24 protein-coding genes are annotated in these 21,553 nt (G+C 68.4%); 21 read left to right on the top strand and 3 right to left on the bottom strand.

The window, feature by feature from the left end; genetic code table 11:
* Positions 1-88: 88 nt before the first annotated feature.
* The 20 genes from DEIPI_RS0100760 to DEIPI_RS0100660 all read left to right on the top strand — a co-directional run bounded on the left by DEIPI_RS0100760 (position 89) and on the right by DEIPI_RS0100660 (position 18,078).
* The gene (locus DEIPI_RS0100760) at positions 89-2,689 is read left to right on the top strand and encodes a tape measure protein (RefSeq protein WP_157463358.1); all 2,601 of its coding nucleotides are present in this window, start codon (positions 89-91) and stop codon (positions 2,687-2,689) included.
* Complete coding sequence (locus DEIPI_RS0100755; RefSeq protein WP_027480520.1) at positions 2,686-3,789, top strand: hypothetical protein; 1,104 nt, start codon at positions 2,686-2,688, stop codon at positions 3,787-3,789. Before DEIPI_RS0100760 ends, DEIPI_RS0100755 begins: the two co-directional genes overlap by 4 nt.
* Positions 3,789-4,994, top strand: a complete 1,206-nt coding sequence (locus DEIPI_RS35160) for a hypothetical protein (RefSeq protein ID WP_052351551.1) — start codon at positions 3,789-3,791, stop codon at positions 4,992-4,994. Before DEIPI_RS0100755 ends, DEIPI_RS35160 begins: the two co-directional genes overlap by 1 nt.
* Positions 4,995-5,008: 14 nt before the next feature.
* Entirely contained in the window at positions 5,009-5,404 is a 396-nt protein-coding gene (locus DEIPI_RS0100740; RefSeq protein WP_027480519.1) for a hypothetical protein, read from the top strand.
* A 40-nt stretch (positions 5,405-5,444) separates the two neighbouring features.
* On the top strand, positions 5,445-6,497 hold the full coding sequence (locus tag DEIPI_RS0100735; protein ID WP_052351550.1) for a baseplate J/gp47 family protein: 1,053 nt from the start codon (positions 5,445-5,447) through the stop codon (positions 6,495-6,497).
* Between the two features lies 1 nt (position 6,498).
* Positions 6,499-7,368, top strand: coding sequence for a hypothetical protein (locus tag DEIPI_RS35155; RefSeq protein ID WP_052351549.1), 870 nt, complete (start codon positions 6,499-6,501; stop codon positions 7,366-7,368).
* A 62-nt stretch (positions 7,369-7,430) separates the two neighbouring features.
* Positions 7,431-8,078 (top strand): hypothetical protein, encoded by a 648-nt coding sequence (locus DEIPI_RS0100725; protein ID WP_027480517.1) that lies wholly within the window; start codon positions 7,431-7,433, stop codon positions 8,076-8,078.
* Positions 8,079-8,334: 256 nt separating this feature from the next.
* On the top strand, positions 8,335-10,092 hold the full coding sequence (locus tag DEIPI_RS0100720) for a carbohydrate-binding protein (protein ID WP_027480516.1): 1,758 nt from the start codon (positions 8,335-8,337) through the stop codon (positions 10,090-10,092).
* Between the two features lies 1 nt (position 10,093).
* Entirely contained in the window at positions 10,094-11,686 is a 1,593-nt protein-coding gene (locus DEIPI_RS0100715; protein WP_027480515.1) for a hypothetical protein, read from the top strand.
* Positions 11,687-11,716: 30 nt separating this feature from the next.
* Positions 11,717-12,148, top strand: a complete 432-nt coding sequence (locus DEIPI_RS0100710; protein ID WP_027480514.1) for a hypothetical protein — start codon at positions 11,717-11,719, stop codon at positions 12,146-12,148.
* A complete protein-coding gene (locus DEIPI_RS0100705; protein ID WP_027480513.1) occupies positions 12,138-12,701 on the top strand; it encodes a hypothetical protein in 564 nt (187 codons plus the stop codon). Before DEIPI_RS0100710 ends, DEIPI_RS0100705 begins: the two co-directional genes overlap by 11 nt.
* Positions 12,698-13,285, top strand: a complete 588-nt coding sequence (locus tag DEIPI_RS27395) for a glycoside hydrolase family 108 protein (RefSeq protein ID WP_052351548.1) — start codon at positions 12,698-12,700, stop codon at positions 13,283-13,285. The genes DEIPI_RS0100705 and DEIPI_RS27395 overlap by 4 nt, the downstream gene beginning before the upstream one ends.
* A 3-nt stretch (positions 13,286-13,288) precedes the next feature.
* Positions 13,289-13,690 carry a hypothetical protein gene (locus DEIPI_RS0100695; protein ID WP_027480512.1) on the top strand — a complete coding sequence of 134 codons (402 nt, stop codon included), beginning with the start codon at positions 13,289-13,291 and terminating at the stop codon, positions 13,688-13,690.
* Entirely contained in the window at positions 13,687-14,022 is a 336-nt protein-coding gene (locus tag DEIPI_RS0100690; protein ID WP_027480511.1) for a hypothetical protein, read from the top strand. The genes DEIPI_RS0100695 and DEIPI_RS0100690 overlap by 4 nt, the downstream gene beginning before the upstream one ends.
* Positions 14,023-14,031: 9 nt before the next feature.
* Positions 14,032-14,823, top strand: coding sequence for a hypothetical protein (locus tag DEIPI_RS0100685; protein WP_027480510.1), 792 nt, complete (start codon positions 14,032-14,034; stop codon positions 14,821-14,823).
* A gap of 11 nt (positions 14,824-14,834) precedes the next feature.
* Positions 14,835-16,454, top strand: coding sequence for an SGNH/GDSL hydrolase family protein (locus DEIPI_RS0100680; protein WP_027480509.1), 1,620 nt, complete (start codon positions 14,835-14,837; stop codon positions 16,452-16,454).
* Between the two features lie 182 nt (positions 16,455-16,636).
* The gene (locus DEIPI_RS0100675; protein WP_027480508.1) at positions 16,637-16,828 is read left to right on the top strand and encodes a hypothetical protein; all 192 of its coding nucleotides are present in this window, start codon (positions 16,637-16,639) and stop codon (positions 16,826-16,828) included.
* Positions 16,803-17,414 carry a hypothetical protein gene (locus DEIPI_RS0100670; protein WP_027480507.1) on the top strand — a complete coding sequence of 204 codons (612 nt, stop codon included), beginning with the start codon at positions 16,803-16,805 and terminating at the stop codon, positions 17,412-17,414. The genes DEIPI_RS0100675 and DEIPI_RS0100670 overlap by 26 nt, the downstream gene beginning before the upstream one ends.
* Positions 17,414-17,608 carry a hypothetical protein gene (locus DEIPI_RS0100665; RefSeq protein ID WP_027480506.1) on the top strand — a complete coding sequence of 65 codons (195 nt, stop codon included), beginning with the start codon at positions 17,414-17,416 and terminating at the stop codon, positions 17,606-17,608. Before DEIPI_RS0100670 ends, DEIPI_RS0100665 begins: the two co-directional genes overlap by 1 nt.
* Entirely contained in the window at positions 17,605-18,078 is a 474-nt protein-coding gene (locus tag DEIPI_RS0100660) for a hypothetical protein (protein ID WP_027480505.1), read from the top strand. Before DEIPI_RS0100665 ends, DEIPI_RS0100660 begins: the two co-directional genes overlap by 4 nt.
* A 97-nt stretch (positions 18,079-18,175) precedes the next feature.
* Here the strand turns inward: DEIPI_RS0100660 and DEIPI_RS0100655 are convergent, their stop codons facing one another.
* Entirely contained in the window at positions 18,176-18,652 is a 477-nt protein-coding gene (locus DEIPI_RS0100655; RefSeq protein WP_027480504.1) for a hypothetical protein, read from the bottom strand.
* Positions 18,653-18,862: 210 nt separating this feature from the next.
* Between DEIPI_RS0100655 and DEIPI_RS0100650 the strand changes: the two genes are divergently transcribed.
* On the top strand, positions 18,863-19,342 hold the full coding sequence (locus tag DEIPI_RS0100650) for a response regulator (RefSeq protein ID WP_027480503.1): 480 nt from the start codon (positions 18,863-18,865) through the stop codon (positions 19,340-19,342).
* 544 nt (positions 19,343-19,886) lie between these two features.
* Here the strand turns inward: DEIPI_RS0100650 and DEIPI_RS36300 are convergent.
* Positions 19,887-20,746 (bottom strand): IS5 family transposase gene (locus DEIPI_RS36300; RefSeq protein WP_157463357.1). Its coding sequence is split into 2 segments (ribosomal slippage): positions 19,887-20,377 and positions 20,377-20,746, totalling 861 coding nucleotides; the frame shifts between segments, so codons are not numbered across the junction.
* Positions 20,747-20,834: 88 nt separating this feature from the next.
* Positions 20,835-21,167, bottom strand: a complete 333-nt coding sequence (locus DEIPI_RS37130; RefSeq protein ID WP_157463355.1) for a hypothetical protein — start codon at positions 21,165-21,167, stop codon at positions 20,835-20,837.
* Between the last annotated feature and the right edge of the window lie 386 nt (positions 21,168-21,553).

Raw genomic sequence — 21,553 nt, 5'->3', positions numbered from 1 at the left:
GGCGCAGCTTGGCGCGGCGTGGATGGCGCAGGTCACGGCGCTTCAGTTCCAGTTCTTCACGCAGGACAGCAAGGAAGGGAGGTGACGAGTGGCGAGAGGTGTGCAGTTCGTCCTGAGCATGGTGCAGCGCGTCACGGGTCCCGCGAACGCCGTCCTGGGCCGCCTCAACCGGATCAATCAGGCTGTGGCGCGCACGGGCGGCGGGTTCGGTGGGCTCGCGCAGCAGGCACAGCTCGGCGCGCAACGGGTGGAGCGTGCCTGGGCGGTCGTGGAGCGCCGCTTCAACAGCGTCAGCGCCTCGTGGGGTCGCCTGCAATCCCTGGGCCTGCGGCTCGCGGGAGGACTCGCCGCCGGGACGGGCCTCGCGCTGCTCGGCAAGCAGGTGCTGGACGCGGCAGGGGGGAGGGAAGCGCAGCTGGAGAGTCTCAGCGCGCTCCTCAAGACGCGTGACCAAAACCGCATCCGCAGCGCCGCCGACGTCATCGGGCGCTTCGCGGACGAGACGCCCTTCACGGATCAGCAGGTCGTCGCGAGCTTCAAGCAGCTCCTCGGGTACCGCTTCTCGTTCGCGCAGACGCGTGGGCTCGCCCGCATCGTCGGTGACGCGTCGAGCGCCCTCGGGGACGACCCGAACGACGCGGCCATGCGCAATCAGGTCATCAACCGCGCGCTCGGGCAGATCAGAGCGAAGGGCCGCCTGCAAGGTGATGAGGTCGCGCAGCTTCAGGAGGCGGGCGTCAGCGTGAACGATTACCTCGCGCGGGCGTTCGGACCGAACTACCGTGACCTGCAGGAAGCCGGACGGATCAGCGGCGCCGCCGCCATCAAGGCCATCACCGAGGGTCTCCAGTCGGACTTCGGCGGCGCGATGGACCGGCAGGCCCGCACGTTGTTCGGTCTCGTCAGCACCCTTCAGTCCCGCCCGGCGCGTCTGTTCGGGGAGCTGAGCGATCAGGGTGGCCTCGCGCCTGTCAAGGCGTTCCTCTCGAATCTCGTGGACCTCACGGACTTCAGCCGTCCGCCCGGCAGCCGCATCCGGGACCGCGCGACGGCCAGCATGAAGCGCCTCACGCAGGCGCTGTTCGGACCGCTCGCCGCGGCGACCGAGGGGGACGCGGGCGTGCAGCTCGTGGACCGCCTCCTCGACAGCCTCGACGCGTTCAGCGCGTGGTGGACGCGGCACGGCCCCGTCATCATCGCCACGGTGAAAGGGGTCGGGCAGGGTCTGCTGATGGCCTTCCGGCTCGCGACGCCCGTGCTGGGTTTGATGGACAAGGTGCTCGGCGCGAGCGTCGCAGGTGGCGGCGGGGACGATGAGGACCCGAAGGCGGCCCTGCCCGCGAGCATCCGAGGCATCCTTGACGGTGGTCTCGTCGGCCGCGCCATCGGCCTGATCGGCGGGGTGAAGCTCGGACTCGAAGGACTGAACGTCGCGACGTTCGGCGCGAGCGGCAAGCTCGTCGAGTTCGCCGGGAACGCCGTCACGGGCGCCGTCACGAACGCCCTCAAGGCCCTGTGGACGCGGCTCATGGCGACGAACGTCGCGATGGAGATCATGACGAACCCCGCCGGGAAACTCGCGGGCCTCCGGGTCGTCACCGCCGCGATCTGGGCGCAGGTGACCGCCACGACCGCGCTCGGCGCCGCAAGTGTGCGCACCGCGTACCTCGAAGTCATGACCAACCCGCTCGGCCGCCGGGCGGGCGCCGCCGTCGTCGCGCGTGGCGCGTTCGGGAAGATCGGCGCGTTCCTCGCGGGCATCGGCACGAAATTCATCCGCCCGATGGGTCCGGCGCTCCTGCGGCTTGGCGGGGTATTCGCGCGGGTCGGGGCGGTCATCACGGGCGGCATCGCCGCGCCGCTGCTCGCCGTCGTGGGGGTCGTGTTGACCGTCGCGTCCCTCGGGAAGCTGCTGTACGACCGCTGGAAGCCCTTTCACGATCTCGTGGACCGCATCGGCGCGGTGTGGGCGAGCATCACGCAGGGGCCCGAAGGCACCCGGCAGCGCTTCAGCAACTTCGTGCGGCGCACCGTCGGGGACGGCGTTGCGGACCGGCTCGGGCTCGCGCCCAGCAGCACGTACTTCCAGGGGGGCGGCGCGAGCGCCCGCGCGAGCGGCTACAACACCCGCGTCATCGACGACCAGGCGCAGGGCGCCGCGCGGGTCCTCGCGGAGAAGCTCGCGCGGTCCGGCGGGGACTACTTCGACGACCGCACCGGCGCGATCCGCCGCTACAACGGCTTCGGCGGGAACGCCCGCAACCCCACGTACGTCACGGGGGTGCGCGCCGCAATGGAGGCCCGCCCGTGGATGAACGCGATGCAGACCGCCACGGGACCCCGCGCGGCGGAACTCCAGTACATCAACGCCGCGTTGGAACGCGCCGCGACCGCGCAGGGCGTCAATCCGGACGTCCTCAAGGCCATCGCGTGGCAGGAGAGCAAAGGCTGGCAGCCGGACGCCGTCGCGAGCGATCAGCGCGGCGCGGGCCTTGGTCAGGTCAGCGGGTACGTCCTGCCGCCCAAGACCGCGGAGAACACCGGCGGCATCAACGTCACGAACGTCATCGACGCGCGCGGCAGCAGCAACCCCGCCGAGGCGGAAGCCGCCGCGCGACGCGGCGCCCGGCAGGGCACCCTCGACGCTCTCAGCTCACTCGGTCTGCAAGGAGGGTTCAGCGCGCCATGAGCAGTCCCTTCCAAGATCCAGCCGCGTACGACACCTTCACCCTCCTCGACGGCAGCAAACGCCACACCTTTCCGGGTGTGGCGCGCGTACAGGCGACGCTCAGCCCGGACCTTGACGAGAGCAGCACCCCCGGCGGCGGTGACGCCGTCGCGCAGCTCAACGAAGCGACGGGCGCCGTCACCGTCAACCTCACCATGTGGACGCACGACCAGTGGACGACGTACCAGAGCCGCCTGCAGCTGCTGCGGCGCGGCACGAAGGACGGGCCCGCCGTGTTTACCTGCGCGCACCCCGAGGTGCGGTCCCGCCGGATGAAGCGGCTGTACTTCGCGGGGGAGAGCAGCGAACCCTACACCCCACGTGACGGGTACCGCGCGACCTTGCAGTTCCGCGAGAAGCTCAAGGCGTCCGACAAGGTGCAGGCCGTCGAGGGCGAAGACTCGTACAACTTCCTCAACGGTGACGGCGCCGGAGGTGGCGCGGGCGGTGGGAACGCGCCCGTCAGTGGGGAAGGGCAGAAGCTCGCGCTCGTGGCGCAGCAGAACCTCTTCAACGCCCCGAAGTTGACGCGTGACGGGCGGCACAACACCAGCGAACCCGGCTACTGTGACGCGAGCACGCGCGTCGTGTGGGAGGAAGTGTACGGACCCAGCAACCTCTTCGGCGGCAGCGCGAAGGACACGGAGGGCCGCTTCCGCGCCGCGAACAAGTCCCGCCCGTTTGGCGCGGTCGGCGAGCGCGGCCTGCAGGCGGGCGACATCGTCTTCTACGGAGGCGACCCCAGCGGGTTCGGGCATGACGGCGTGTACGACGGGAAAGGCAACGTCATCGGGAACAACCTCGTCACGTACCGCGAGCGAGGCGGGCTGTTCGACGCGGCGGGCCGCCCCACCGGGTACGACAAGTTCGGCCGGAAGGTCGACGCGCGCGGCGCGGTGCCGCTGTACAAGCTCGGGACGCCCACCAGCGTCGGACGTCCGTCGTTTGGTCCCGAGGTGGGCCGTGGCCTCACCGGACCCGGCGGGAAACCCTACCAGGGCCCGCCGAAACCCGTCACGATCCCGAAGCCCAGCGACAACCCGCCCGGAGTGCCCCGCTGATGGCGCACCTCACCATGAACGGTCGTACCGTGCTGAGTGCGGAGATCGACCTGCCCCTCACGGGCCGCTGGAGCGCCAACCTCACCCTCGAAGGCACGAGCGTACCCGAGCGAGGCGCGCGGGCCGTCCTGACCTTCGAGGATGGGCCCAGCATGACCGGCACGATCGAACGGCCCGGCCCACGTGGCGGGTTCGTCGGAGTGCGCGTCAAGGGCGGCGCGGGCGGCCTGGACCGCACGGTCGGCACGCGGTTCTACCGGGATATTCCCGCGCGGACCGTCGCGGAGGACCTGCTGCGCGACAGCGGCGAACGGCTCGGCACGGTCGATCTGCCCGGCACGCTCACGTACTGGGTGCGGCCGGAAGGCACCGCGAGCGAACTGCTCGCCGCGCTCCTCGCGCGTACCCCGGAGCGCACGTACCGCGTGCTGCCCGACGGGCGCGTCAGCGTCCTCGTGGACGACTGGCCCGACCACACGCGCGAGCTGCAGGTCATCCACGAGAATCCGGACGCGGGCGTGTACCTGTGCTCGTACGACCCGACCGTGACGCCCGGAACGCGCGTCACGATGCGGCGCGGCCTGGACGTCGTCGCGAAACGCGCGGCGCGTGTGCGGCACCTCATCGGCGACACCCTCCGCACGGAAGTCACGACGGGGGACGGCGTGGACGTCGCCACGCGAGGCCTCACGTACCTCGCCCGGCAGGCGCTACGGCACACCGACTACCACGCGCTGTTCCCCGCCACGGTCATCACCGATCACGGGGATCACACCGTGGATGTCCGCGTGGACGTCGCCGGATGGCCGCAGCTCGTCAGTGTGCCGCTCCTCGTGCGGCTCCCCGGGATTCGCGTGCGGGTCAAGGCGGGCAGCGCCGCGCTCGTGTCGTTCGAGCAGGGTGACCCCGCGAGACCCCTCGTGGAGGTCCGTGACAGCGGCGCGCTGGAGTACGTCCAGTGGCGCACGGACGGCGGGCAACTGCTCGAACTGAGCGATCAGGGAGGCACCGCCCGCCTCATCGCGACCGGCACCCTCACCGTGGACGCGGGCGTCGTGAACGTCGGGCCGAGCGCCACCGTCAACGTCGCCGGAGGTGGTCCCGGCATCGCCCGCCTCGGGGATGAAGTGACCGTCGCCGTGCCCACGCATGGGCTGTGCGTCGGCACGATCACCAAAGCGTCCAGCAAGGCCTTCAGTGGCTAGGGAAGGAGGCAGGCATGCCCGACTTCGGAACGGACCTCCAGACGCGGCCCTTCACGGGCGCGCACGTGTCTGGCCTCGACAACCTCAGGGCCGCCGTCGCGCGTCGCCTCATGACGCCCATCGGCGGGCTCTTCTACGACCCCTCGTACGGCAGCAGTCTGCTCGACTATCTCGGCGAGGGCGTCGAGAACGCCAATGAACTCGCCGCGACCCTCGAAGTGGAACTCGAGGAAGACCCCCGGATCCGCGACGCCACCATCACGCCCGTCGATGTGACGCTGCGGCGCGTGACGTTCGACGTGCATCTCGAAACCGCGCTGGGGCCGTTCGACCTCGTCGTCAGCGCGGACCTCGCGCAGGGCGCGCTCACGCCCACCGTGGAGGTGAGCGCGGCGTATGGCGTTGGCTGACCTGTTCCGAGCCCGTGACCGCGACCAAGTGAAAGCCAGGATGCTCAGCGTCCTCGCGGCGGGCGACCTCACCATGACCGCCACGGACTACCTGCCCGGCAGCACGGTCCGCACGCTGCTCGAAATCGAAGCGGAAGCGGTCGCGGACGTCGAGCGGACTGTCGCGGCGCTCGCCGCGAGCGGCTTCCTCGCCACCGCCGCCGGAGAGTGGCTCGACGCGTACGTCGACAGCGAGTACGGCAACCTCGTCCGTCAGGCCGCGCTGTTCACCGTCGGACGCGTCACCCTCACCGCCGCGCCCACCAGCGGCCCCTACGACATCCCCGCCGGAGGGCTGTGGGTCGGGACGCTCAGCGGACTCAAGTACGTCACGACTGAAGGCGGCGTGCTCCCGCAGGGCGGCGAGATCACCCTCGGCGTGCAAGCCGAGAGTCCCGGCAGCGCGTACAACGTGCCCGTCAGCGCGATCCGCGTGCTGCACACGCCACTGCCGGGCGTCACGGTCCGCAACCTCACCGGGTGGCTCACGAGCGCCGGACGGGACCGCGAGAGTGACGACAGCCTCCGCGCGCGCGCCCGGGGACGCTGGCCGGAGCTCGGCAGCGGCGCTACACGTGGCGCGTACGACGCGTGGGCGCGCAGGCGTGACGACGGGCAGGACAGCGCCGTCACGCAGGTCCGCGTGCTCGACCAGCACCCACGCGGGCAGGGCACCGTCGACGTGATCCTGTGGGGTGAGGGCGGCATCGGCACCGCCGACGTCGCCGCGGCGCGCGCGTACATCGAGGCTCGCCGTCCGATCAACGACGACGTGCAGGTGTACGCCGCGACCGCCCGGAACGTCACGATCGCCCTCACGCTGTTCGCGCCCGGCGCGGACCACGCCCGCATCGAGGGGGAGATCACCACGAACCTCGCGGCGCTGCAGCGCGACACGCCCATCGGTGGGGTGCTGTACCGCAGCGCGATCATCGAGGCGGCCATGACGCCCGCCGGGATGGTCGACGCGACCCTGCCCGCCGCGTTCACGGACGTCACGCTCGGCACCGCCGAGGCGGCCGTGCTGACGCCCTCGTTCACCTGGCGAGGTTGACGTGCGCCGCTACCAGCAGTTCGCGGTGAACCTCGCGCCGCGCGACCTCAAGGACGAGGGCGGCCTGCGACACCTCGACGCGGCCACCCTCCCGCTCGACGACGTCGAAGCGCGCGCTGTCGCGGCGCTCCTCACCCGACTCCTGAAGTACGCCCCGGACGCGGCGCTCGAACTCAAAGGGTACGAACGTGGCCTCGAACGGTACCCGGGCGAGTACACGGAAGCGTACCGGCAACGCGTCCTGAACGCCTGGGCGTTCTGGGAAGGGGCGGGTACCGTGCCCGGCATGATGCGCGCGCTCGAACACCTCGGGTACGGCGTGCGACTCGGGCAGCTCGAAGCGAGTGCCGAGAACGTCCTCGTGAGCGGCATCCTCGCCGCGACCGACACCAGCGTCACGCTGCGGCCCGTCAACGGCGACGCCGCGCGTGACAGCAGCTTCAGCGTCACGGTGAACGGCCGGACCTTCACGTTCGACACCGTCATCTTCGACGAGGACTTCCGGTACTACCAGCAGAACCCCACCCGCATCGTCGAGCACGGCCGGGACGACCAAAGCATCTGGGCTGAATTCTCGATCTTCCTCACGCCGACCCAGCCGATCTACACGACGGACGCGTGGAACGACGGCAGCACGTGGGACGCGCCGGGCGACACGAGCCTGTGGGACGTCACGCTCGGCCCGCTGGAACCGCGCCGCATCGTCAACGTCATCAACCTCGTCAAGCCCGCCCGGAGCCGCCTGAAGCACCTGTACCTCATCCCGAAGCCCAGCACGGACTACTGGGACGACCAGACCACCTGGAACGCTCCCGGAGATAACTCCGTCTGGGACGGCGACCTGCCCATCGACCTCCTGACCCTGATCTGAGGTGATCGACCATCGCGAAGAACCTGACTGCCAACGGCACCACGTGGACGCCCACGATCAGCGTGCCCACCGCGGGTGACCCCCGCAACGTCTACAACAGCATCGAAGCGCCCGTGCAGGTCCTGTGGAACAACCAGAACTACCTCAAAACGCAAGTCGAGGCGCGCGAAACGCCCGCAGGCGCGCAGGCCAAGGCGAACCAGGCGCTCGCGGACGCGAAGACCTACGCGGACGCGAAGGTCGGAAGCATTCAACAGGAGACGCCCGTCACGATCCGCGACAAGCTCGTGCAGGCGGACGGCGCGAACAGCGGCATCGACGCGGACCTGCTCGACGGTTTCCACGCCAGCTACTTCGCTTCTCAGGCTGCGTTCGCCGGGCACAACCACGACGATCGCTACGCCCTCGCGCCCGGCCTGCGCGTCACCAAGCTCACCATCACGAACGGCGCCATCACGGACGCGCGCGGCTTCCTCGCGGGACAAGTGAGTGTCGTCACCGCCGATCCCGCCAACGGATACACGGAACTCAACTTGCCCGTGCAGAACACGAACTTCGTCGCGTTCGTGCAGATCCGGCAGAACCCGAACCTGCCGATGACCAGCGACTGCACGTACTCCGGAACCCGTGTCGTCGTGCGACTGCGCCGACTCGACGGACAGAACACTCTCTTCGGCGGGACGTTCGACCTGCTCATCGTTTCTTACTGAGGTCCCTCATGGCTGACTACGAAGTGCTACGCGCTCGCGCGTTGCAGACGTCGCTCGAAGCGGCCGAAGTGGCACGCACGGGCGCGGACACCGCCCGCATCGCCGCTGAGGCCGCTACGAAGAACGCGACCACGCAGGCGCAGGCGGCGCAGGCCCAGGCGATCGCCGCGCAGGGATCGCCGCGCAGGCCGCCGCAGACTACGCTCGCGCGCAGGGCCAGCTCGCGGAGGCCGCGAGCAAAGCCGCCGGGGTTGGCGTGCTCAACACGCAGATCAACAGCGCCGGTGACCTCATCGTCACCCTCACGGACGGCAGCGTGAAGAACGCCGGACCATCACGCGGCACGCCGGGCAAGGGGATCGCCCTCACCACCATCAACGACGCGGGCGACCTGATCCTCACCCTGACGGACAACACGCAGCAGAACGCGGGCCGCGCGCGCGGACGGGATGGGACGGACGGACTGCCCGGCACGCCCGGCACCGTCCGACGTGTCGGGGACGCCGCGCCGGACAACGCCGTCGGACGGGACGGTGACCAGTACGAACGCAGCAACGGTGACGTGTTCGTCCGTGAAAACGGCGTGTACGTCTACAAGCACAACCTCAAGGGGCAGAAGGGCGACCAGGGTGAGCCCGGCCTCAAGCCGCGCGGAGTGTGGAGTGCCGCTACGACGTACGCCGTGAACGACAGCGTCAAGCTCGGCGGCTCGACGTTCCGCGCCCTTCAGACGCACAGCGGGCAGAGCCCCAGCACCGCTGCTCCGCCCGTGGACACGGCCTACTGGGAAGTCGTCGCGGCGCGCGGCACGGACGGCGTCAAGGGAGACCCAGGCCTCGTGCCGCGCGGCGCGTGGAGCGCCACGACCACGTACGCCGTGAACGACACCGTGAAGCTGAACGGCTCGACGTTCCGCGCGTTGCAGGCGCACACCAACCAGAGCCCCAGCACGGCGGTCCCCCCGGTCGACACGGCGTACTGGGAGGTCCTGGCCGCGCGCGGCGCGGACGGCACCGCCGGGACGCCCGGCGCGAACGGCAACGCCTTCCCGCGCGGCACGGGCGGCACGTTCGGCGTCGTGCACCGCACGGCGGGCACCGTCTGGGCGAACAGCACGCCCGCGACAGGAGACGTGCTGCTCACGTGGGGCTTCCTCGACGCGTCGGGCGCCGTCGTGAAGCCCGGCTCTCCTGCCGACGTGACCGGGCAGAACCTCGCGCCGAACACTGTGTACTACCTGACGAACACCACCCCGAACATCAGCCCCGTCCCCACCACGGGCATCCCCGCGGCGGCACTCTCGGGCGCGGTGCTCGTCGTGGGCCGCACCACTGCCGACGTCGACGCGAACGGCAAAGCGACCGTCATGATGACCCTCCCGAACGTCCCCTCGTTCCCCGAGGTCACCGTCACGACGTACGACTTCTCCACGAATCAGGACGCGTCGTTCACCATCGCCGTCAACCCGAGCGGCGCGACGGGCACGCACACCACCGCGAACGGCCGCAAGGTCCTCACCCCGACCGTCAACGTCACGAACAACGTCAGCATGCGCGTCAACGGCAGCTTCACGGGCGTGGAGATCCGAGGGAAGCTCACGAAGAACTCGGCAGGGCAGGGCCGCACGTACAGCGCGTTCGGGCTCGGCATCTCCGGCGCACTCGTCGAGCAGGACGCCGCCGGGTCCGGCGCGTGGTGGTGGACGGTGCCCGCCGCGGGCTTCTACATGGAGATGGGCGGCACCACCGCCAGCCTCACGGAACGCCGCACCGGCCCGGAGTCCCTCACGCGCCGCGTCACCAACATCGCCCTCCCGACGGACGCGGACACCGTCGACCACACGTACGGCCTGTTCCTGGAGAACGGTGCGGTCGTGTTCTACATCGACGGCGTGAGCAAGGCCTCGTGGAACGATCCGCTGGCCGTCGCGGCGTTCGCGTTCGCCAGCCAGGGCTCCTACGTCGGCGGTGGCGGCGGCGTCATGGACCTCGATTACTTCGCCGTGAGGTCCTGACATGCCGCTCGACCCGACGAAACAGCTGTACATCGGCCTGAACAAGTACGGGATCATCGGGCCAGTCCGAGGGAACCCGAGCGTGTATTTTGTCCGGAAGAATGGGAAGCTCGTGCGGGGACGCGCCGCGAACGCGGAGGCGGACGCGGAAGCCGCCGTGTTCGACCTGCGTAAAGGCCGCGAGTCCCGCAAAGTCGCGAGTCCCATCGTGATCGGCACGCGCCGCCCCCGTGACCCCGCGCAGCTCCCCTGGCACGGCACGCTCAACATCACCAGCGACAGTCAACTCACGGACGGCAGCATCCCCGGCTCCACCGTCCTCACGGACGGCAGCGTCGTCATCACCGGCCGCAACTACCGCAGCGACACGCCCGGCCAGCCCGCCGTGCGCATCGCGGCGGGCATCACCCGCAAGGTCACGTTCCGTCAGGGCGCCATGCTCGGCTACGGACAGAACGCCGGGAACGGCGCCATCGCCATGCTGTACGGGCACGGCAGCAACAACGTCCGCCTCGAAGACCAGCTGCACTTCTCCGGGCAGCCGGGCGGCGGGTACGACGGCGCGCTGCCCGCCTACGCCGTCTGCCTCGTCAACGGCAGAGGCTTCGAGATGGTGAACAGCGAGACGTACCGCACGCGCGGCGTGTTCCTCTCGAACTGGGACAGCCTCAACACCAACAACAGCCCCACTCTGCGCGGCGTGTATCAGGAGAACGTCGACGGGCGCCGCGTGGACAGCCTCGGGAACTGGCGCGCGACGAACGTCCTCGGGCAGGACTACATCGCCGCGACGTTCTACCAGATGGCCGACGCGCGCAGCGTCCGCGCGCCCCTCATCGAGTACTGCCGGATGTACAACGACCCCGTGTACGGCGCGCAGGTCGAGGACGTGATCTCGCACGTGCACACCGCCTGCCACCCCCTGTACCCGGGGCTCGTGCAGCTCTGCCTGTGGGAGAACGGCCTGGTGTACTCGCCCGGCTTCGACGGCACGCAGGCGCTGTACGGCGCGGGCGCCGACGGATGGAGGAGAGCGTACAGCGGCACGCTCGGCAACGCCTCCGACGGCGTGAACTGGAACGCCGTCGCGCGCACCGCGGACACCATGCCGAGCAACATGGAGTTCCGGGATTCGTGGCACCTGACCGGCATGAACGGCGGCGTGTCGATCTCGTCAGGCAACCGGAACATCCTGCGCCGCTGCAAGGTCATCAACGTCGGCTACTTCCGCAGCAAGCACCCCAGCGGCTACACCCGCATCGCGCGCATCAACCCGAGCGTCGGCATGACGCAGCCGATCATCGTGTGGGATCAGGGGCCCAACAGCGACCCGAACTACACCCGCAACGACCCCGCGTACTGGTACGGCAACATCGTCGACAGCTGCACCGTGGGCTGGTGGGACGCCAACGCGGACGGGACGTTCCAGCGCTCCAACGGCTTCTTCGCGAGCCCCTACACCCGACAGGGCGCGGACATCCTCCTGCCGACCCCCACCAGCATCGCCGCCGCCCTGCAACTCATCGACGACTACCGCGCCGAAGCCGTGAGCGCCCTCACCAGCGGTGGCCGCGTGATCGGCAGCGCCGTGTGACGCACGCCGCCACGGTCAGCTAGGAGGCCCATGGACGACAACATCACCCGCATCGTCGCCTTCGCGTCCGCCCGGCAATCCCTCCTCGACGGCGCGGACTGGGGCGCGATCCTCTGGGCGCTCGCATGGGCCACCATCGTCAGCGTCGCGAAAGTCATGCGAGACCGCCGCGCCAGCGCGCACACCGGCGAGGACCCCCGGCGCCTGCAGGACGTCTGGCCCGAGATCGTGCTCGGCAGTGTCGTCGGGAGCCTCGCGCCGTTCGCGCTGGAGCTCTTCCGGCCGCAGTGGGCGACGCTCTCGGGCGTCACCATCGCCGCTGCCGTGGGTGGATTCATCGGCGTGCGCGCCCTCGACTGGGCGCAGCTGTTCGCCCTCTCCCGCGCCGAGCAGCTCACCGGCCGTCGAGGGCCCAACCCACCCAACCCGCCCCCAACGTCAGGAGGAACCGATGCGCCGTAAACTCACGGACTTCGCCCGAGCACAGGTGCCCCACACTGCCCCCGACTGGACGACCGCTCACACGGTCGTCCTCGTCATTCTCGTCGCGCTCGTGCTGCTCGTCGTGCTCACGGGTGACGCGGTCGCCGACATCGCCTCCATCCCTGTCGCGTCACAGGTGTGGCTGCTGCGCCTGTTCATGACGATCGGTGGGCTCGCCATGCTCAACCTCCTGGTCGTCCGCGACCTCCCCTCCACCCGCTTCATCGGCTACACCCTCATCGCTGTGGGGATCCTGCTGACCGTCGCGCGCAACGACTGGCAGACCGGCGCGCCCCTCACCCTCGGCGTCGCCGTGATGTTCGGCGGGCTCCTCGTCGAGATGCTCGGCATCACGTTGCGCCCGACCCTCACCGAGCAGAACCGCATGCTCAAACGCGACCTCGCCGCCGCACGTGACGCGCTCAACGCGCGAGAAGCGGACGTTTACCGCTGGTCGGTCATCGCGGAAGCACAAGCGAAGAAGCTCCGCGAACACGGCCTGCCGACCAACCTCCCGGAGGACCACCCATGAGTCTGTTCGACGAATGCCTCACCCTCGTCCTCGGTCACGAAGGCGGTTACGTGAACGACCCGTTCGATCCCGGCGGGGAGACCAACTGGGGCATCAGCAAACGTCAGTACCCGAACCTCAACATCCGCGCCCTCACCCGCGAGGACGCCGCGCGCATCTACCGCCGGGACTACTGGGACGCGATGATGTGCGACACCCTCCCGCCCGGCCTCGCGCTCTGCACGTTCGACACCGCCGTGAACAGCGGCATCGGCCGCGCCGGACAGTTCCTCGCGGGCGCCGGGAACGCCGCGGACTTCATGGCGGCCCGCCTGGACTTCCTCACGCGGCTCGACACCTGGCCGCGCTTCGGCAAGGGCTGGGCCCGCCGATGCGCGAAGGTGCTTCAGCAGGCCAGCAACCTCGACCGGAAGTACGCGCCGCCACCACTGCCCGTGGAGCCCAGCACGCCCCGCCGGGCGCTCCTCCTCGACGACGGGCGCGGCGTGTGGCAGGACGTCACCGGGCAACGCGTCGAAACCGCGAATGTCGTCGTGAACGACACGCAGGCCGTCACGCGTGTCCGCGTCGTCACGAGGAGGTGACGCGTGCAGCAACTCCGCGGGTACCTGCAGAGCGTCGACGCGTACGCCACCATCACCATTCCCGACACGCTCCCGCTCGCGGTGACCGACACGGCCCGCATGCAGCTGCGCCAGACCCTCAAGGGCGGCGTGATCGACACGCTCACCACGGAGAACGACCGCATCCGCATCGAAGGGCAGGACGTCATCCTCGACTTGCCTGGCGAGCGGAGCGCCCTGTACGCCGTGCGGTTCAAGACGGTCGTGCAGCCCATCTTCCGTGACGACGGCACACCCGGCACGGCCCGCGTGCCCGGCTTCAGCCTGCTCGGACGGCTCATCGTCACCGAAGCGGGCGGCCGGGACCGCTTCGGCCTCGACCTCGAAATCATCTGGAGCGCCAGCGCCACCCGGGGACCCGCATGACCGACCCCACCAAGACGCTCGCGCAACTCGACGTGATCGTCAGCACGCCACGCGTCATCACCGCCGTCGTGCAACCCCAACCGCCGCCCCTCGTCGCGGCGATCGCCACGGCAGGTCGTACCTCCCCGAGCGTCACGAACGCCTCGTACCTCCACAACCAGGCCGTCCCGTCGGACGTGTGGACCATCAACCACAACCTCGGGTTCAAACCGCTCGTGCAGGTCTACACCCTTGGCGGCGTCGAGGTGGACGCCGAAGTGCAGCACCTCAACTCAAATCAGGTTCGCGTGTCGTTCGTCATTCCTCTCGCGGGCACCGCCCGACTCGTCTAGGAGACCACCATGCCCAGGCAGATCCTCAGCAACCTCGACTTCAACAACGTCGCCCGCATCGTCAACCTGCCCGCCGCAACCGCCGCCGGGCAGCCCGCCACGTTCGAGCAGCTCAACGCGCTCGTCGAGCAGAACGCCTGGAAGGACGAAGCGCGCGTCTACGTCGGCACGAACATCAACCTCGCCGCGCCCGGCGCGAGCCTCGACGGCGTGACGATGGCGAACGGCGACTCGTTCGTCGCGGGTGGGCAGACCGTCGCGAGCGAGAACGGCATCTACGTCTACAACGGCGCCAGCACGCCCGCCACGCGCCGCGCGGACGCCAACACCGGCGCGGAGCTCGTGAGCGCCTTCGTGCCGATCGCGGAAGGCACCAGCGCGGGCGTCGTGTTCCGGCAGACGGCCATCAACATCACGCTCGGCACGACGAGCGTCGGGTTCGTCACGGCCTTCCAGAACGCCGCCGCCGCGAGCACCACCACGGCGGGCGTCGCGCGCTACGCCACGCAGGCCGAAGTGGACGCGGGCACCGTCTCGACCGCGACGGTCACGCCGCAGACGCTGAACAACTGGGCGGGCCGCAAGCGCAAGGCGAACGGCACCATCGGAGACGCGAGCGCCACCCAGTTCACGGTCACGCACAACTTCAACACGCGGGACGTGCAGGTCGAGGTGTACCGCAACGGCACCCCCTGGGACACGGTGCTGTGCGACGTGGAACGGCCTGACGCGAACAGCGTCATCCTGCGCTTCGCGGCGGCCCCGACCGCTGCGCAGTTCGCCTACGTCATCCTCGCGTAACGGAGGCGACCGTGGAGCACCTCGGCACTCGCACCACCCCTGCCGCTGTCGCGTCCCGGCAGGACACCCAGGCCGCGCAGGACGGCCGCGTCCGACTCGACACCCTCTACCGCTGGCGGGCCGCCATCGCGGACCTCGACGGGGGCGCCAGCACGAAGTACAGCGTGTGCGTCGTCGGGGACAGCATCACTGAAGGCGCCATCGCGGGCACGACGACCGCCGACTACCGCGATAAGGGCTTCGTCGGACGGCTCCGCGCGTACCTCGCGGCGAGGTACGAGGACGTCGGTCAGGGCTTCATCGCCGCGTACTACCCCTTCGACTACCCCCAGTGGTCCTACACCGGGACAGGCTGGGGTTTCCACGCCTCGTTCGGCGTGGGGGGCCGCAGCCGCTTCACGTCCACCGCGAACGACGCCGCGAGCGTCACCTTCACCGGGACGGGCTGCGTCATCTCATTCATCCGAGGTGGCGTGACCGGCAACGTCCGCGTCACCATCGACGGCACGGTCTACGCCACGGTGGACACCTACACGTCCGGCGCGGTGGACAACTACTGGAACTACACCGTCAGTGGGCTCAGCGACGGCCCGCACACCCTCACCCTCACCAACCTCGGCACCAGCACGGCCGGCGGCGCGGCGGGCAACAGCCTGTACTTCAACGGCCTCACGCCCGTCCGGGGCGCGCGCGGCGTGATCGTCCACAACATCGGCAGCAGCGGCGCGAAGGCCAGCACCCTCACGCCCGAGGCGTACCTGCAGGCGGAACTCCAGCAGTTCGCGCCGACCCTGACGATCATCGCGCTCACCGCGAACGACTACACGCAGCAGACGGCCATCGCGACGTACACGGCGGAACTCACCACCCTCGTGAACCGCGCGAAGACCTACGGGGACGTGCTGCTCGTCGCGAACGGCGCGCGCAGCGTCATCACCGGGCAGACCATCCCACAGGCCTCCTACGTCGCGGCGATGCGCGCTGTGGCGGACGCGACGGGCGTGGCGTTCGTGAGCCTCGTGGACCGCTGGGGCGGCGGCCCGAACGCCGTGACGCTCGGGTACCTGAACGCGGACGGCCTGCACCCGAACGTGAAGGGTCACGCGGACCAGGCGAACGCGCTCGCCGCGATCCTCCTCGACGTGCCGGTCCGACCCAACCCCATGACACGTGTCACGGACCGCAGCATCACGCACCTCACCGCGGACGTCACGAACACCACCACCACCCTCGCGGACGTCCGAAGCGACTTCACCCAGACCCTCGAACCCAACGCCACCTACCGCGTCGAGTTCTACGTGCCTTACTCGACCGCCGCGACCACGACCGGGATCGGCCTGACCCTCACCACGAGCGCCGCACCGACCCTGCTGACGGGCAGCGTGGACATCGGCGGGGTCGCCGCGAACGGCACGGCCAGCATCTACTCCGGCGCGATCACCGCGAGCGCCGTGACCGTCGCGAGCGCCGCCGTGGCCGCCGCGAATACGATCTACATCGCGCTCGTCACGGCTGTGATTCGCACGGGCGCGTCGAGCGTCACCGTGCGGCCACAGTTCCGCAGCAGCGTCGCCGGGTCCGGCGCGACGATCCGGGCGGGCGCGCACCTCGAACTCACCCGCGTCGCCTGAAACTTTCAGGCCTGAAAATTCAGCCCACGCCCAACCGACACCATAGGCGAAGCCTCACAGGTAGGAGCTTCCTGTAGTGTCGGTGCCCTCAACACGGTCCGCCGCGCCCCACCCGGGCGCCCTTCAAACCCCGTCCAGAGCGCATGGGACATGTCCCATGCGCTCGCCCTTGTGGAGGACCCATGGACACAACCGGCAAGCAGCTCCTCGACCTGGTCGAAGCGGGCCTCAAGGCTCGCGCGGACCTGCGCACCGCCCGGCACACGGACGCCGAACGGCAGCGCGTCACCGACACCGAGGAAGCCCTCACCCGCTTCCTCACCGCCCTTCTCACCCCGGAGGTTCCGCATGAAGACGCACCCCTCGATCTGTGACACTCCGCTCGACCTCGCGTACCTGCGCGAGCGACTCCTCGTGCTGCTCCTCGCCCTCACCGTCCTCGCGCTCGGCACCGCCTTCGCGCAGACGCCTGACGAGCTGCTGCGCGGCTTCGACCTCCGCGCGCTCGGCGAGAGCCCCCTCGCGCTGGGCGGCGTGATGCTCCTTCTCATCGCCGCGCAGAAACGCGCCGCGGACCGCCGTGCCGCCGGACCGAACCGACCCGGCTGGACCGTGCACACGTCCCGCCCGTGGTTCTGGTTCGCGCTTGCCGTCGTGGAGTCGTACGTCGCGACGCTCGCGCTGTACCTCCTCGGGTACGGCGGCACGGTCGGCGGCATGACGGTCGTGTGGGGCGTCCTGACGTTCGGCGCGATCTCGTCGCTCGTCGCGGTGGGTCTGCGCGACTACGGCGTGACGCTCTTCGACCGCGTCCGTCCTCGCGGCACCGTCGAGCCGCCCCTCAGCCTCGACCCGCCCAGCAGCCGCGGCGGCATCACCCTCACCGATGACGGGCCCGCCACCGCGCGCACCGGCGACACGATCCGCACGGACGACCGCACCGGGGGAGGGAAGCTGTGATGAAGGAGTTCCTGGAGTTCACCCTGAGCTACGTCTTCCAGCGCTTCGCGGGCGGCAAGGTCCCGCAGGTCGCGCAGGACGCCATCGCCACGCTCCTCGCCGAGTTCCTCGACGGGGACCTGTACATGAAGGCCGACGCTCGATTCTCGTTTCAGGAGCGCCTCGAAGCGGAGCTCCAGCGGAGGGGTCTGTGAAGCACGTTCTCCTGCTCGTCCTGGCCGCGTTCGGCCTGACCTTCACCGCCTGCGCGCCCCGTACGGCCCTCGCGACGGGCGCCGCCGCCGTCCAGCGTGACCCGGGCCTCCTCGTGACCGGCACGTACGACGGCAAGGCGATCCTCCCCTCGGATACGGCCGTGACGTTCCTCAACCGCGCTGCGGAGGCCGCCACAGGTGACCCCAACACGCCAGGCGATCCCCTTGCCCTGCTCGTGACGGGCACGCCCGACCTCACCCCGGACGCGGGCGCCGCGAAGGTGTGCGAGAAGTCACCCGCGCCCGCCCCGGCGGGTTGGTGGCGGTGCCGCGTACCGAACGTCGCCGCGCAGAGCTACTTCACCGTGGCGTTCCAGGCGGGGAAGGTACGTACGGCGTCGCTGAGCTTCTACCGGCCCACCAGTGGACCCCGTCCGATCCTGCTGTTCCTCGGTCCCGCCGGGCAGTGACGGACAAGCTGAGCTTGCGATCTGCATAAGCCGCCAAGCGTGGCAAACTACTGTCGTGCGCCGAGTCGATCCTTCCTTCGTGCTGCTCGTCTTCCTGCTACTGGTTGGCTTCGGCTGTGTCCTCGTGGGTTTCTTGGGACTGCTGCACCTGGTGGCGTGACGTCACGCTCGGCTCTCCCTTGCCCTGGTAGAGCCGCAGGCTCCCGACGCTCAGCGCGCTCACCTCTCCAAGCCGCAGCAGCTTCTCACAGGTCGCGGTCGCCAGGGCCAGCGTGAGCTTCGTCGCTCTCGCAACACCGCTGGCGGTGTCCTTATGACCGTTGATGCTCTGCAGGTGAGCGAGCACGAGCTCCTCGTGTGACCGCTCCACGACGATGGAGGATCGCTCCACGTGCGCGAGGACATAGCCGCCCTCCACCTCGAAGACGCGGCCTTCAAACATCAGCTGTTGGAGCAGGCGACGGGTGTCGTCGTGCCGCATGTTGATGACGATGCTGAGCTTGAGGGACGACGTCAGCCCATGCTCCTTGAGGTGCCCGAGCAGACGCTCGGACGCCGTTGTGTTTGGCGACATGCCTTTCAGCATGCCTTAACAAACCTGACTTGTCTGCCCCCAGAAACCGCCCGGAGCTCATGTTGGAGCCTCATGTCCAGATCACGACTGAGGGACTGAGAAGCACCTCACGGAAAGCACGCGGGAGGCGTGGACTAGCATGGGCGCGCATTCGGAAGGCTTCGCTCTACACTGCCACCACCTTCGCAGCGTTTCCGAAAGAGAGCCCCCATGACCACCACCCGCACGCCCAGAGAACACGCTCGCCTCCTGCTGGTGACGAGCTCCGTCCCTCACGAGCAGCTGCTGCGTGACGTCCTGAAGGAATTCAGCGACACCGCGCGCCTCACGACGGTCGAGCACACCGATCAGGTCCTCGATGTCCTGAAGTCGGAGGGTTGGGTCAATCTGATCGTGCTCGACGTCCCCGAGGAGCAGACCGAGGAGCGCCTCGCGTGGCTCGCGAGCGTCAAGCAGGACGAACGTCACCGCATAATCCCCATCGTCGTCATGTCCTCCCGAGACGACGCCGCGTTCCTGCACCGCACGTACTCGTCGTACGCGACCGCGTGCGTGCTGCGCGCGGACGACCCCCAGGAGTTCCGAGCGGGCATGGTGGCGATGCTCAACCTGTTCCTGCGGATCGCGGTGCTCGCCGATCCCGAGGACGCAGCACGCAACCATTCCAACTCACTGCACCAGTCCAAGTAGTTTGAGCTCGTCATGCCGAAAGTCCCGGAGCTTCTACCGGCCCAGCAATGGAGCCCGCCCGGTCCTGCTGTTCCTCGGCCCTGCCGGGCAGTAGATGCAGTACTAGGGTCTGTCTGACAGAGTGGGGCTGAAAGCCGAAGTGGGGCAAGGTACAGTGGTATCAGCGGGCCGTCCGTGCCTCGAAAGGGAGCAACTTCTGCCATTGTCAATCGAGCGGCAAGTAGAGCAAGCCTGTTCAGGGTGCTTCTTCTCAGGGTCTGAGCTGTTCATCCCGCTTGGTGAAGCCCGACATGCTCTTGACATCCTTCTCGCAAGTGGACATGGAGTGTTTAGAATCGAAGTATTTAAGGTCGAAGATTCAAAAATCTTCCCGATTCTGGAGGGTATCTATACTCCAAGCTCAACAAAGCGTAAAATAGAGGAATACATCAATGATACTCAAGATGAACTCCAAGTACATCTGAGTCGCCTCCACAGAAACCACAGCAGCGGAAGCAACACCTACGTCGTCTACCTTATTGACAACGCCGTGTAGCTTCTTCACTTAAAGCCACAACAGGATGCACACGACGTGGACGGCACTCAAGAAGTGCCGTCCACGCTTGTCATACCGCGTCGCCAGCGCCCGGAAGTCCTTGAGCCGGTTGATGCACCGCTCCACCACCTGACGTCCCTCGTACAACGCGCGGTCGAACGCCGGAGGTCGTCCTCCTTTCGAGCCTCGTCGCAACCGTGCCTGACGAGCATCCTCCCGCTCCGGGCACACGCACTTGATCCCTCGGCGTCGCAACAACTGCCGGTACTTCCGCGCGCCGTACGCCTTGTCCACTCGCAGGATCGTCGGGCGCTTGCGGGGACGACCACCGCCCACACGTGGAACACGAACCGTGTCCAGCAAGGGCTCCAGGAAGGTCGCGTCACTCACCTGCCCTTCGGACACCAATACGGCCAGTGGTCTCGCCTTCCCGTCACTCAGCACGTGGATCTTGCTGGTCCGACCACCTCGACTCGCGCCGAGCCACTCACCTGCGATCAGCCCCTTTTTTCGAGCCTGGCCGGGGTCTTGCGGGCACCAGTGGCACTCCGGTGGGCGCGAACGTGGGTGCTGTCGGCAGCCGCGCCGTCCCAGTCGATGTTGCCTTGGACGTCCTGCTGGACTTGCAGGGCGGTGAGGATGCGCTGCCAGGTGCCGTCGCGGGACCAGCGGACGAAGCGGTCGAAGCAGGTCTGCCAGGGCCCGTAGCGTTCGGGGATGTCACGCCAGGTCGCACCGGTCTTGAGGCGCCACAGGATGCCGTTGATGACACGTCGGTGGTCAGTGTAGGCGTGGCCTCGTCGGGGGTTGCCGGGGAGTTGGGGTGCGAGGGTACGCCACTGGGATTCGGTGAGGTCCGTGCGGCCCATGCTTCGACCGTACGACCTCACCGTGTGATCAGTCAGACAGACTCTAGAAACGGCCTCCGCTTCGTGCGGAGGCCGTTTCTAGTTTTACTTATCGATCGTAAGGATCGATAATAATCTCTTCTTCTTCAAGATCTAAGTCATCAGAATCTTGAGGGTCAGGATACGGATGACGGTCGACGAGTAATGCCATCTCGCCGTTATTGAACTCAGTATCGCCAACAGTTCTTACGCGGGCGTAATCAATACTTTTCCAGGGAATGATAAGTTCGGCACTAGTACCTTCACTCATCGTAAAAGTACCTTTTACATTTGAGACATCTGCTAATGCTGTCCGAGCAGAATCAATTGCGTCCCGCTCAAGGTTCACGAACGTGAATCTCGTCCCGCCCACCGTATAGACTTCCAGAACGTACTTTGCCATGCCGAAAGCCTACAAGATCCCAGCCTTGCAGACACCCGCACATACGGCGGCACCCATGCAGCACCCTTACCGGATGGGTACGGACCTCGACGAACCTTCAGCCTGCCCAGCGAAAGCCCCCGCCACAGCAGCAATCAGGACGAACGAGGAAGAACCGAGACGGACGCGAGCTGACTTCACACGCGAAGGGTCGTAGGTTCAAATCCTATACCGCCCACCAACAGAACGGCCTCCAGCAATGGAGGCCGTTCAACCTTACCCATAACGTACCCATACGTCACCCGGTCTGGTCGAGGAGGTTCCCGAGGAGACCCTCAGTCGCCGCGGCGGCCCGCTTCCGCTGATCCTCCTGACTGTGGACGTACACGCTCATCGTGAAGCGCGGG

Origin of the sequence: Deinococcus pimensis DSM 21231, from assembly GCF_000519345.1 — a bacterium.
Classification (GTDB): domain Bacteria; phylum Deinococcota; class Deinococci; order Deinococcales; family Deinococcaceae; genus Deinococcus_A; species Deinococcus_A pimensis.
The sequence above is the reverse complement of the archived record's forward strand: the minus strand, read 5'-3'. Positions and strand labels throughout refer to the sequence as shown.